Origin of the sequence: Bradyrhizobium sp. PRIMUS42, from assembly GCF_023006515.1 — a bacterium.
In the GTDB taxonomy this organism is placed as follows: domain Bacteria; phylum Pseudomonadota; class Alphaproteobacteria; order Rhizobiales; family Xanthobacteraceae; genus Bradyrhizobium.
On record NZ_JALBGZ010000125.1, the window covers coordinates 1 to 11656 of the forward strand.

Sequence of the window (11656 nt, forward strand, 5' to 3'; positions counted from 1 at the left end):
CCTCCTCGGCCTCCGTCAGCGGCGCCGGCGCAAAGCGGCTGCCGTCGAACAACGCGCCCATCGTCGCCGCGTCCATGTTGCGCTCGAGCCGGAGCATGCCGATCAGCCTGGCACGCGCGGTGTCGGAATCCATCAGGAACGCGCTCGAGGCGTAGCGGCGCAGCACGTCCCAGACGAGGCCGGCGATGGCGGCGCGGTCACCGGAACCGGCAAAGCGGTGCGCGGTACCCCACTCCTTCAGCGCCTTGGCCGCGGGCACGCGGTCCTTCTCGATGGTGTCGATGAGCTCGATGGCTGCGGACAGCCGGGCAGCGGGGGTCATTCTCAATCTTTCAGATCAGCATTGGCGGGCAAGCGCCTAGATCAGCAACAAGAGCTTCAGGGCGAAGTAGATCCACATCGCCAGCAGCACGAGCACGCCGGCGAGCCAGACCGTGGAGCGCCGGCCGAGATCGTTCGAGGAGACGAAGACCCCGGCATGGGCAAAGCGCGTCACCACGAACACCCAGGACATCAGCACGATGAAGAGATCGGCGCGGCGCAGCGGCAAGGCCAGCGCGATCAGGACGTAGAACAGCACCGGCAGCTCGAACTGGTTGCGGTAGCAATTGGCGATTTGTGTGGCGCCCTTGGGCCAGTTCGGCTCGCCGAGCGCAATGTCGCGAATGTTCGTCTCGCCCGCGACCAGCGTCTTGCGGCGCGCGAAGACCATGCCGATCAGAAGCGCGAAGGTGAGCCCGATCTGGACGAAGACCGGCAGCAAGACCATTTGAACGGACATCTGAGCTTTCCCATCCGGCGGAGGCCGCCGGACCGTCCATTAGCCGCCGCTCCTCGTCCTGACAATCAACCAGTTGAACCGGCCTTCCCGGTCTTGCGACCAACCACCGATCATTAAAGCGATTTCGGCCCCTTTCGGGGTCCCCAGGCGAGATGGCGCCATGACCACCCTGACCAGCCTCTGGACCGAATCCGCCGACGGCCGGCTTGGCATCCTGATGTCGGCGCTGGCGCGCGGGCTCGCCCTCGACCATTACGCTTTTCCCACCATCGGCATCCCCGAGCACCAGCAGGTCGCACCCGCGATCGAGACCAGCGTGATCTATTCGGTGGCGCGCACCGAAAGCTCGTTCGACCAGCGCGACAAGTCACCCGCCAATGCGGTCGGGCTGATGCAGGTGACGCCTGAAGCCGGCCGCGATACCGCCAAGCGCTTCGGCCTGACTTACGATTGGGACAAGATGGTCTCCGATCCCGTCTACAACACGCAAATGGGCGCGGCCGAGCTCAGCGCGCTTCTGTCGGAATATCGCGGCAACCAGATCATGACCTTCGCCGGCTACAATGCCGGCCGCGGCCGGGTGCGCGAATGGGTGCAGGCGCGCGGCGATCCCAGGGATCCCAAGGTCGATCCGGTCGACTGGGTCGAGCGCATCCCGCTGTCGGAGACGCGCAACTATGTCCAGCGGGTGATCGAGAATGTCCTCGTCTATCGCGCAAGGTTCGAGGATAGCGGCATGATCGCGGGGAAAAGCGATCAGCGCGTGGTGACGCAAGGGGTCGGCGCAACGGCACCCGTGGCGGCCGCAGCACCCGCTCCCTAGTCGGCGCCGCCGAGGCTGGACGCGGCGCCTGCAAGGTTACGTTGCTGCGGCTACCACGCGAGTGCAGTCGCGCAGCTAGGTGTCACCTCCTTCCATCGTGATCAGATCGCGACCGTCCAAGTATGCGCCGGTCAAGGCTCTTGCGAAGGTCCAGGCGTGTATCGTCCAGCTCCAGCACGAGACGGCACTGAAAACCGCCACCATCTCGATCATGTTGCCAGCGGCGAGCTCGACGTGGGGGGCCCATCCTGTGCGCCCAGGCGTCGACCATTGCATGAACAGCGTCACGAGTTCGCCGCGCCGGTAGCAATCGTGGTCACAGTAGCGGCGCTGTGTCCGCACGTGCCGGACATAGCCGGAGCCGAGTGACCGCGAGCATGTGCTGCACGTGGCGGCGTGCGATGGAGGCTCGTGATTGACCACCACGAATTTCATGAAGCCGCCCTCACGCGATCTTCCGCGAGCGCCTCGCAGAACAGCGCGTAGCACTGATAGTCGCAGTACGGCAGACGGGTGGCGATCTCACGGAGATAGCTGCCGCCGATCGGCTCGCAGCACTGCAAGCACCAGGTCTGCCGGAACGGGGTCCGGTCGTTCACCAGCACGAACGTGAATCTCATGTGGCACCTCCCAAAGCGAAGCAGTAAACGCTGTCCAACGGAGATAGTGCGGGTGGCGGAGCGCAAAGATGGTTTCGGCCGTCGGGATTATCCCTGTTTCGCTCCACTTTTTGCGGTGGGATCAGAATGTATCTGCCGTCCTCCCTGCGCCGTGCATGGATCTGGCCATCGATGTACTTGATGTCGGTTGGATAGCAGTCAGCGCTGTTGCAGCAGCTGAGGCTCGGATTGTCGGGCATGTGCCAGCTCGAATAGAATTTTTCGTGCAGCCCCTTGTCCTGGGGTGGGTGCTGGCGATGAACGGCACCATGTCCCGTCTCCTGCGCCTGGACGGTCGCCGCGGAGCCGAGGAGAACCAACCAGCACAAGAGCTTGCATGAGCGGTTCAACACAATGGGCTCCCGGATCCGACCTACCGAACGATGTCAGCTCTCCAATTCAGCCTCATGCGGCCTTGGCCTGGAACAACCACCGGCGGTCGCGTTCGCGGCGTGTGCGGAAGCGGTCGACGCACTTCTTGGAGCAGAGCGCAGTGCGCCACGAATAGTAACGGATCAGACCAAACTTGCTGCTACACACCGCACAGCCGTTATTTGAAGCGCAGCGTTCGGACTCGGATAGGCGACGCTCAGGAAGTAGCGATGTATCGCACATTGTTGTCTCCCTCTGTTGCTTGCGCGTTTGCCAGTTCGTTCCCTTGGACCTCATACGGATCGTGAATTGCCGCGATCGCGGCTCCGTCTCGGGAATTGCAGCGGCCTGTCCTTGATCGCCGCCTGTCGATCAGGCCGCTCGGCCGCAAACATCAGACCCGGTTCCCGTACGCTTGCCGATTGGCTGGTCGACGCTCCCGATTGGTCATGAGGTTAGTTCACCGGCACGAAGCGCCCAATTGTACGGAGGTAAATGGTCGACATGACTAGGAATGGGGGAGCTATACCTAGGTTTGTCCGTAGCAGCCCGGGGCTCCCGCGCTCGCTCACGTTCAACGAGACGGCGCACGACGCTTCGATTGCACGGTCACCGTGAAAACCATGCCGGCATGGCGTGCTTGATGCGCCGCAGTGGACGGGGCCGAGCCGTCATTCGAAGGCGACGTCGTGACGTCCATCCGACTTTGGCCGGAATTGCTCCTGTGGCGTCAACGTGCTCTACTTGTCTTCACGCAGAGAGCGCCGGGAGCGTCTGCGATGAAGCCTGTCCGGGCCGTCACGTTCGGGAAGTCTGCCGCGCAATCCCTCGCCGGCCGGATCAGGCAAGCTGTTACCGCCAAGCCGCGCATTCGGCCCGATGACGCCGGTTTGCTGGAAGCGGTCAAGCAGTGGCAGCAAGTCTTCGAGCACAACCCCGTCATGTATTTCATGGTCGATCCGGCTGGAACCGTGATCAACGTGAACACGTTCGGCGCCGGGCAACTGGGCTATACGGCCGCGGAGTTGATCGGCCGATCGGTGCTCGATGTCTTTTTCGAGGAGGATCGCGACTTCGTCCGCGCGTGTGTCGCGCTGTGCCTTGAGACAGTCGATCAGTCCCACACCTGGGAGATCCGGAAGGTGCGCAAGGACGGCTCCGTGCTGTGGGTGCGCGAGAATGCCAAGACCATGCTGCGGGCCGATGGCGGGCCGATCGTGCTGGTCGCCTGCGAGAACATCACCGAGCGCAAGGAAGCGGAGAATGCGCTGCGACAGAGCGAGGCTTATCTCGCCCAGGCGCAGGAATTGAGCCACACCGGCAGTTTCGGCTGGAAGTCAGCAACCGGCGAGATCACCTGGTCCAAGGAAACCTATCGCATCTTCCAATGCGATGAGGGGACCACGCCAGAGATCCCGTTCATGCTCCAGCGGATCCATCCGGAGGACCGGCTCGCGGTGCAGAAGACCACGGGGCGGGCGGCCCGAGAGGGAAGAGATTACGACCACGAATACCGGCTCGTGATGCCCGGCGGTTCCATCAAGCACGTGAGAGCGGTCGCCCGGGCGATGCGGGATCCCAGCGGTCACGTGGAGTTCGTCGGATCAGTGACCGACATCACGGCCACCAAGCAGGCAGAGCGCAGGCTTCGTGATAGCGAGCAGCGTTTTCGCGACTATGCCGAGACCGCGTCTGACTGGTTCTGGGAGACGGGGCCAGACCACCGCGTGACCCAGATATCCGAACATTCCGATACCGTCACCGCGCCGGCCGGCCTGATCGGACTGACGCGTTGGGACATCGCTCCGGACTCAGATCTAGAACCCGAAAAATGGCGACAACATCGGGCAGCGCTCGACGCCCATGTTCCGTTCCGCGACCTAGTGTATCGCAGCAAAGACCGCAACCGGCAGACGATCTACGTTCGGACCAGCGGCAAGCCGTTCTTCGACGCCGACGGCGTTTTTCTGGGCTATCGTGGCGTTTGCACCGACGTAACTGCGGCTATCCGGGCCGATCAGGCCGAAGACGCGCTGCGCAAGGCCCAAGCCGAGCTCGCCCATGTGACGCGGGTCACGACACTGGGCGAGCTGACGGCTTCCATCGCCCACGAAATCAACCAGCCCCTCGCCGCCGTCATCGCAAATGCCGACGCCTGCATCGCCTGGCTCCAGCGCAACCCGCCCGATCTCAACGCGGCCCGCCGCTCCGTGGAGTGGATCATCGAGGATGGCAAGCGTGCCAGTGACGTGATCCGTCACGTTCGGGCACTCGCCAAGCGGTCCGACATCGAGATGGTTCCGCTCGACCCCAACATGGTCGTGCGCGAGGCCGTCGCGCTCGTTCAACGCGAGATGGCCAGCCACGCCGTGTCGGTACGGATGGAGCTGTGGTCGGCACTGCCCAGGGTCTTTGGCGATCGAATCCAATTGCAACAGGTCCTGATCAACCTGATCATGAATGGGATAGAGGCGATGGAAGGCGTCCGTGATCGTCCGCGCGAGCTTGCGATCCGTTCAGCAGCGGGCGACGATGGCGCGGTGCTGGTGAGCGTTTCCGACTGCGGCGTCGGCATCAGTGAACAGGCGAGAGAGCGCTTGTTCATGCCCTTCTTTACCACGAAGGCTTCCGGCATGGGCATGGGGCTGTCGATCTGCCGCTCCATCATCGAGGCCCATGGCGGACGACTTTCCGCCGCACCGAACCAGCACCACGGCGCAACTTTCCAAATCACCCTGCCCCTCCATCGAGAGGAAACATCGTGACCGAGCGTGCGCCTTCGCCGCAGCAGGAGGAAAGCGAACAGCCAATCGTCTTCATCGTCGACGACGACGCGTCCATGCGCCGTGCGCTCGCCAATCTGTTCGAGTCGGTCGGCCTCAAGGTCGAAGCATTCGGCTCGGCACAGCAACTGCTCCAGGCCAAGCCGCCGGAAGTCCCCAGTTGCCTCGTGCTCGACATCCGCCTGCCCGGCGCGAGCGGCCTCGACCTGCAGACCGACCTCGCCAAGGCAAATATCCACACGCCGATCATCTTCATTACCGGTCATGGCGATATTCCCATGACCGTTCGGGCCATGAAAAGCGGCGCGATCGACTTCCTGACAAAGCCGGTTCGCGACCAGGACATCCTGGACGCAGTCCAGGCTGCGATCGAGCGGGACCGCGAGCGCCGCGACCTCAACAGGACGGTCTCGACCGTCAAATCACGCTTCGACACCCTGTCCTCGCGGGAGCGAGACGTATTGTCATTGGTGACGTCCGGCCTGATGAACAAGCAAGTGGCCGCCAAGCTCGGATTGGCGGAAATCACCGTCAAAATCTATCGCGGCCAGATCATGCGGAAAATGGGCGCGAAGTCGCTGGCCGATCTGGTGAGAATGAGTGAGGCGCTCGGGATTCGGCCCAGCAAGTCCGACGTACAAACCTAAGTATGAGTTTCCAATGATGACTGGCAGGTCCACCTTGCGTGTTTAGGTGTGGCCGTCGCGACGGCAAGCTCAATCCGGGGCGAGGAGCGGACGTCTTGTCAGCGGCTTCGGTCATTTCGGTACTTGACGACGACCCTTTCGTGCGGGCCGCGGTCAACAACCTCTTGGAATCGCGCGGATACACCGTCCACACATTCGCCTCCGCCGAGGAGTTCTTGAGGTCGACCGATTCGAACAACACCTCGTGCGTGATCGCCGACGTCCAGATGCCGTTGATGACCGGAATCGATCTGCTGACGCAGATGCGCGCGCACGGTTCAGCTACGCCGTTCATCTTCATCACAGCTTTCCCGGAGGAGAGCGTGCGTGTGCGTGCACTCAAAGCCGGGGCGATCTGTTTCCTCGGTAAGCCGTTCGCCACCTCGGATCTGATGCAATGCCTGGACCAGGCGCTGGCAGCAGGTGACGAAGCCATGGAGTGATTGCGACGGTCGGGCAACCGCGACGGTGACAACGGCCAAAATCAATCCCGCTTCTCGCGATGCCTCCCACGAGACGGCCGCACGCGCTGTCCGCCTCAATCCACCTTGATGTTCGCCGCCTTGATCATCGGCCACCATTTTGCGATCTCGGCCTTCTGCCGGGTGCCGAGCGCTTCGGGTGTAAGCTGGTCCTTCGGTGTCATCTCCAGCCCCTGGTTTTCGAGTTGCTTCTTCACCGCAGGATCGTTCAGCGCCTCCACCGCCGCAGCATTGAGCTTGGCAACGATCTCCTTCGGCGTGCCCTTCGGCACCCATAGGCCCGACCACAGCGTCATGTTGAAGCCCTTCAGGCCTGCCTCCTCGGCGGTCGGGATCTCCGGTGCCGAGGACAGGCGCTTGCTATCGGTGATGGCGTAAGCGCGGATGGTGCTGGCACGGACCTGGCCGATGGAGTTGGAGGTCTGGTCGACGATGATGTCGATCTGACCGGCGATGAGATCGTTCAGCGCGGGCGCGGTGCCGCGATACGGCACGTATTGCAGCTTGATGCCGGAGACGCTTTCGAAATAGACGCCGGCGATGTGGCTGCCGGAGCCCGCGCCGGCAGTGCCCGCTGTCGGCGGTGAGGTGCGCGACTTCAGCCATTCCAGAAGTTCTTTCAACGAGGTCGCCGGCACCGCGTTCTTGCTGACGATGATCATCGGGTTGCTCGGCAGCAGCACCACCGGCTCGAGATCGGCGACGAGGTCGTATTTGAGCTTGTAGACGGCACCATTGGCGACGTGGGTGCCGAGATGGCCGAAGGAGATGGTGTAGCCGTCCGGCGGCGATTGCACGGCGCGGCCGACGCCGATCGAGCCGCCCGCGCCGGTGACGTTCTCGACCACGACGGCCTGACCAAGCGAGGTGCGCATCCGCTCGGCGAGCACACGCGCCATCGCATCCGACGGGCCGCCGGCCGAGAAAGGCACGATGATGGTGATGGGATGGGAGGGATAATCATCGGCGCGCGCGGCGCCTGAAACAGCGAGAATAGCAAACAGCGCAGCCCAGACGGCCTTCGTCATTGTCTTCTCCCCAGCGATGTCGATATTATTTTTGCTCTTCCCGTGTACGGGAAGAGGGATCATTCGTGGCGCATTGCCGCGCTAGAACTGCGAATAATCGATCGGCTTGTGGCGGTCGAGCGTGCGGGTGACCGGTGGCAGCGGATACTTCAAGCCGGTGGCGCAGTTGAACAGCATGACGCGGTCACCCTTCGAGACGCGACCGTCGGCGAGGCTGTCCTTGTAGGCGGCATAGGTGGCGGCGCCTTCGGGGCACAGCAACAGCCCCTCCTCGCGTGCAACCTCGTTGAGCGCCGACGAGATCTTGTCGTCGTCGACCGCGATGGCAAATCCCTTGCTCTCGCGCACCGCGCGCAGGATCAAGAAATCGCCGATCGCCTGCGGCACGCGGATGCCCGACGCGATGGTGTGGGCGTCCTCCCAGCGCGTCGCGTGCTCGGTGCTGGCGTCATAGGCCCGCACCATCGGCGCGCAACCGGAGGCCTGCACCGCGACCATGCGCGGGCGCTTGCTTCCGATGAAGCCGATCTTCTCGAGCTCGTCGAAAGCCTTCCACATGCCGATCAGGCCGGTGCCGCCGCCGGTCGGATAGAAGATCACGTCGGGCACGTCCCAGCCGAGCTGTTCGGCGAGCTCGAGGCCCATCGTCTTCTTGCCCTCGATGCGGTACGGCTCCTTCAAGGTCGAGGTGTCGAACCAGCCGACTTTCGCCTTGCCCTCCCCGACGATCTTGCCGCAATCGTCGATATAGCCGTTGACGCGGTAGACGGTCGCGCCCTGGAGCTCGATCTCGCTGACGTTCACCTCGGGCGTATCGGCCGGGCAGAAGATCGTGGTCTTGATGCCGCAGGAGGTCGCGTAGGCGGCAAGCGCCGCGCCGGCATTGCCATTGGTCGGCATCGCCATGTGCTTGATGCCGAGCGCCTTGCCCATCGACACCGCCATCACCAGGCCGCGCGCCTTGAACGAGCCGGTCGGCAGCCGTCCCTCGTCCTTGACGATGATCTCGCCGCCACCGAGCTTGGTGCCGAGCTTCGGTAGCCGGATCAGCGGCGTCGTGACTTCGCCAAGCGAGACGATGTCCTTGCATTTGCGCACCGGCAGCAGCTCGCGGTAGCGCCACATGTCGCCGGGACGCTGGCTAAGCGCGTCCTTGGTCAGCGCCTTCTTCACACCGGCGAGGTCGTAGCGAACGAGAAGCGGCTTGCCGGCCTTGGAGAGGTTATGGACCTGATCGGCCGCGTAATGATCGCCCTCCATCGCGCATTCGAGATGGGTGACGAAAGTCGGACGTTCGATGGTGAGGTTGTCGTTGTCGTGCATGGGTTCTTCCCTATTCTTGTTCTGGTAGTTCGTTATCAGACCCGTCCCCCTGAGGCGCCGGAGCGAAGCGGAGGCCTCGAAGGGCGACAGGCCCGGCTGCTGCAGCTCGGCCGTCCATCCTTCGAGGCTCGCTGCGCGAGCACCTCAGGATGACGGGTCCCGCAGCCCGCCGGCGCGTCCGTCAAATGTTCAACACCCTTCCATAAGCATCCAGCACGGCTTCCTTCATCATCTCCGACAGCGTCGGATGCGGGAACACCGTGTGCATCAGCTCTTCTTCCGTGGTCTCCAGATTCATGGCGACGACATAGCCCTGGATCAGCTCGGTGACCTCAGCACCGACCATGTGGGCGCCGAGCAGCTGGCCGGTCTTCTTGTCGAAGATCACCTTGACCAGGCCCTGGTCCTCGCCGAGCGCGATCGCCTTGCCGTTGCCGACGAAGGGGAAGCGGCCGACGCGGATCTCGCGGCCGTTCTCCTTGGCCTTGGCTTCGGTGAGGCCGACCGAGGCGACCTGCGGATGGCAATAAGTGCAGCCCGGGATCATGTTCTTGTCCATGGGGTGCGGATGCAGGCCCTTGATCGCCTCGACGCAGATCACGCCTTCATGCTCGGCCTTGTGGGCGAGCATCGGAGGACCGGCGACGTCGCCGATGGCGTAGATGCCGGGAACGTTGGTCTTGCCGTAGCCATCGATCACGATGCAGCCGCGGTCGGTTTTGACCCCGAGCTTTTCGAGGCCGAGATTCTCGATGTTGCCGACGACGCCGACCGCCGAGATCACGCGCTCGAACTCGGTGGTGACCGGCTTGCCCTTGCCGTCGTCGATGGTGGCAATGACGCTGTCGGCCTTCTTCTCCAGCTTCGTGACCTTGGTCGAGGACATGATCTTGATGCCCAGCTTCTCCAGGCGCTTGCGCGCAAGGCCCGCGATCTCGGCGTCCTCGACGGGCAGGATCTGCGGCAGCACCTCGACCACGGTGACGTCAGAGCCCATAGTGTGGAAGAAGGAGGCGAACTCGATGCCGATCGCGCCGGAGCCGACCACAAGCAGCGACTTCGGCATCCGCTCCGGCACCATCGCCTCGAAATAGGTCCAGACAAGCTTCTTGTCAGGCTCGAGCCCCGGCAGCACGCGCGGCCGTGCGCCGGTCGCGACAATGATGTGCTTGGCCTGGTAAGTCCCCTCGCCCAGCGTGCCCTTCGGCGCTTCGACGTCGGACTTCTTCACGGTGACCTTGCCGGGCGCGTCGATCGAGGCCGCGCCCCAGATCACGCTGACCTTGTTCTTCTTCATCAGGAAGCCGACGCCGTCGTTGAGGCGCTTGGAGACCCCGCGCGAACGCTGCACCACCGCCTTCGGGTCGAACGAGACCTTCTCCGCCGACAGGCCGTAATCCTTGGCGTGCTGCATGTAATGGTAGATCTCGGCCGAGCGCAGTAGCGCCTTGGTCGGGATGCAGCCCCAATTCAGGCAGATGCCGCCGAGATAGGATTTTTCGACGATCGCGACCTTGAAGCCGAGCTGGGCGGCGCGGATCGCGGTGACATAGCCGCCGGGACCGGAGCCAATGATGATGACGTCGAAGGATGTATCGGCCATGGCGGCTCCCGTTCAACTCAAGAGGCGCCGCGAGCGCGGCGCTTGACCAGAAAAGACCTCACCAGCCACTCGAGCACCACCGCCAGGACTATGACGGCCAGCGCGGTGAGCACGATGGGCTGAGCGATGTTCCGTGCCAGTTGCTCGCCGGCAAAGAACGCAGAATGAAGAAAATCGAACCCAATCGGGTTGAGCGCGACGACGGCGCCGAGCAGCAACGATATCCATGGCCAGCGGGTATGGACATGCAAGGTTGCCCCCTCTGCCGCCGCCTCAGACCATCATCATGACGGGGTTTTCGATCAGCTGCTTGAAGGCGCCGATCAGCTCGGCGCCGAGCGCGCCGTCGATGGCGCGGTGATCGCAGGACAAGGTCACGCTCATCATGTTCGCGATCTCGATCTTGCCGCCGCGCACCACAGGCCGCTCCTCGCTGGTGCCGACCGCGAGGATGGTCGCATGCGGCGGGTTGATCACGGCGGTGAAGTGGCTGATGCCGAACATGCCGAGGTTGGAGACAGCCGTCGTGCCGCCCTGGTACTCTTCGGGCTTCAATTTGCGGGAACGGGCGCGCGCGGCAAAATCCTTCATCTCGTTGGAGATGGTGGAGAGCGTCTTGGTCTCGGCCTTGCGGATGATCGGCGTGATCAGGCCGCCGGGCATCGCCACGGCGACGCCGACGTCGGAATGGTGATGCTTGACCATGCCGCTCTCGGTCCAGCTGACGTTGCAGTTCGGAATCCTCTGCAGCGCCACCGCCATCGCCTTGATGACGAAGTCGTTGACCGAGATCTTGTAGAGCGGCTTCTTCTCCTTGTCCTTGGGAGCAGCCGCATTGATCTCCTCGCGGGCCGCGAGCAGCTTGCCTATGTCGCAGTCGATGGTGAGGTAGAAGTGCGGGACGTTCTGGATCGACGCGGTCAGACGCTGCGCGATGGTGCGGCGCATGCCGTCATGCGGGACGATGTCGTAGGAGCCCGGCTCGAACAGCGACAGGATCTGCTTGTCCGACATGGTCGGTGCGATCGAAGGCGCACCTGACGGCGCCGCAGCGGGAGCCTTGAGGCCCTTGCCCGACTTGGCCTGCTCGACGTCGCGCGCGACCACGCGGCCGTG

General features: G+C 63.5%; 12 protein-coding genes and 2 pseudogenes. 5 read left to right on the plus strand and 9 right to left on the minus strand.

What is annotated here, in order from left to right:
- Positions 1-322, minus strand: a pseudogene (locus MOV75_RS12695) (MFS transporter); the annotation flags it as partial.
- Between the two features lie 36 nt (positions 323-358).
- A complete protein-coding gene (locus MOV75_RS12700; RefSeq protein WP_246927354.1) occupies positions 359-781 on the minus strand; it encodes an MAPEG family protein in 423 nt (140 codons plus the stop codon).
- A 220-nt stretch (positions 782-1001) separates the two neighbouring features.
- Here MOV75_RS12700 and MOV75_RS12705 point away from each other — a divergent pair.
- Positions 1002-1604, plus strand: a pseudogene (locus MOV75_RS12705) (lytic transglycosylase domain-containing protein); the annotation flags it as partial.
- A gap of 75 nt (positions 1605-1679) precedes the next feature.
- Here MOV75_RS12705 and MOV75_RS12710 read toward each other — a convergent pair.
- Both MOV75_RS12710 and MOV75_RS12715 read right to left on the minus strand, forming a co-directional pair.
- Positions 1680-2039 (minus strand): hypothetical protein, encoded by a 360-nt coding sequence (locus MOV75_RS12710; protein ID WP_246925338.1) that lies wholly within the window; start codon positions 2037-2039, stop codon positions 1680-1682.
- On the minus strand, positions 2036-2224 hold the full coding sequence (locus MOV75_RS12715; protein WP_246925341.1) for a hypothetical protein: 189 nt from the start codon (positions 2222-2224) through the stop codon (positions 2036-2038). The genes MOV75_RS12710 and MOV75_RS12715 overlap by 4 nt, the downstream gene beginning before the upstream one ends.
- Positions 2225-2379: 155 nt before the next feature.
- Between MOV75_RS12715 and MOV75_RS12720 the strand changes: the two genes are divergently transcribed.
- The 4 genes from MOV75_RS12720 to MOV75_RS12735 all read left to right on the plus strand — a co-directional run bounded on the left by MOV75_RS12720 (position 2380) and on the right by MOV75_RS12735 (position 6547).
- Positions 2380-2604 (plus strand): hypothetical protein, encoded by a 225-nt coding sequence (locus MOV75_RS12720; RefSeq protein WP_246925343.1) that lies wholly within the window; start codon positions 2380-2382, stop codon positions 2602-2604.
- Positions 2605-3414: 810 nt separating this feature from the next.
- A complete protein-coding gene (locus MOV75_RS12725) occupies positions 3415-5400 on the plus strand; it encodes a PAS domain S-box protein (RefSeq protein WP_246925345.1) in 1986 nt (661 codons plus the stop codon).
- Entirely contained in the window at positions 5394-6065 is a 672-nt protein-coding gene (locus MOV75_RS12730; protein WP_246925355.1) for a response regulator transcription factor, read from the plus strand. The genes MOV75_RS12725 and MOV75_RS12730 overlap by 7 nt, the downstream gene beginning before the upstream one ends.
- A 95-nt stretch (positions 6066-6160) precedes the next feature.
- Positions 6161-6547: a response regulator transcription factor gene (locus tag MOV75_RS12735; RefSeq protein ID WP_246925347.1), complete on the plus strand. Its 387-nt coding sequence runs from the start codon at positions 6161-6163 to the stop codon at positions 6545-6547.
- Between the two features lie 95 nt (positions 6548-6642).
- Here the strand turns inward: MOV75_RS12735 and MOV75_RS12740 are convergent, their stop codons facing one another.
- The 5 genes from MOV75_RS12740 to MOV75_RS12760 all read right to left on the minus strand — a co-directional run.
- Positions 6643-7614 (minus strand): tripartite tricarboxylate transporter substrate binding protein BugD, encoded by a 972-nt coding sequence (locus MOV75_RS12740; protein ID WP_246925349.1) that lies wholly within the window; start codon positions 7612-7614, stop codon positions 6643-6645.
- An 81-nt stretch (positions 7615-7695) separates the two neighbouring features.
- Positions 7696-8937 (minus strand): threonine synthase, encoded by a 1242-nt coding sequence (locus tag MOV75_RS12745; protein ID WP_246925351.1) that lies wholly within the window; start codon positions 8935-8937, stop codon positions 7696-7698.
- Between the two features lie 181 nt (positions 8938-9118).
- Positions 9119-10540, minus strand: coding sequence for a dihydrolipoyl dehydrogenase (gene lpdA / locus MOV75_RS12750; protein ID WP_246925353.1), 1422 nt, complete (start codon positions 10538-10540; stop codon positions 9119-9121).
- Between the two features lie 17 nt (positions 10541-10557).
- A complete protein-coding gene (locus tag MOV75_RS12755) occupies positions 10558-10764 on the minus strand; it encodes a hypothetical protein (RefSeq protein WP_246925358.1) in 207 nt (68 codons plus the stop codon).
- A gap of 49 nt (positions 10765-10813) precedes the next feature.
- Positions 10814-11656, minus strand: an 843-nt coding sequence (locus MOV75_RS12760) for a 2-oxo acid dehydrogenase subunit E2 (protein WP_247005848.1), incomplete at its 5' end; no start/stop codon positions are given.

Excerpts from the sequence above, each read along its gene's own strand:
- MOV75_RS12700 (WP_246927354.1), bottom strand. The coding sequence starts at position 781 with ATGTCCGTTCAAATGGTCTTGCTGCCGGTCTTCGTCCAGATCGGGCTC.
- MOV75_RS12710 (WP_246925338.1), bottom strand. The coding sequence starts at position 2,039 with ATGAAATTCGTGGTGGTCAATCACGAGCCTCCATCGCACGCCGCCACG.
- MOV75_RS12715 (WP_246925341.1), bottom strand. The coding sequence starts at position 2,224 with ATGAGATTCACGTTCGTGCTGGTGAACGACCGGACCCCGTTCCGGCAG.
- MOV75_RS12720 (WP_246925343.1), top strand. The coding sequence starts at position 2,380 with ATGGATCTGGCCATCGATGTACTTGATGTCGGTTGGATAGCAGTCAGC.
- MOV75_RS12725 (WP_246925345.1), top strand. The coding sequence starts at position 3,415 with ATGAAGCCTGTCCGGGCCGTCACGTTCGGGAAGTCTGCCGCGCAATCC.
- MOV75_RS12740 (WP_246925349.1), bottom strand. The coding sequence starts at position 7,614 with ATGACGAAGGCCGTCTGGGCTGCGCTGTTTGCTATTCTCGCTGTTTCA.
- MOV75_RS12745 (WP_246925351.1), bottom strand. The coding sequence starts at position 8,937 with ATGCACGACAACGACAACCTCACCATCGAACGTCCGACTTTCGTCACC.
- lpdA (WP_246925353.1), bottom strand. The coding sequence starts at position 10,540 with ATGGCCGATACATCCTTCGACGTCATCATCATTGGCTCCGGTCCCGGC.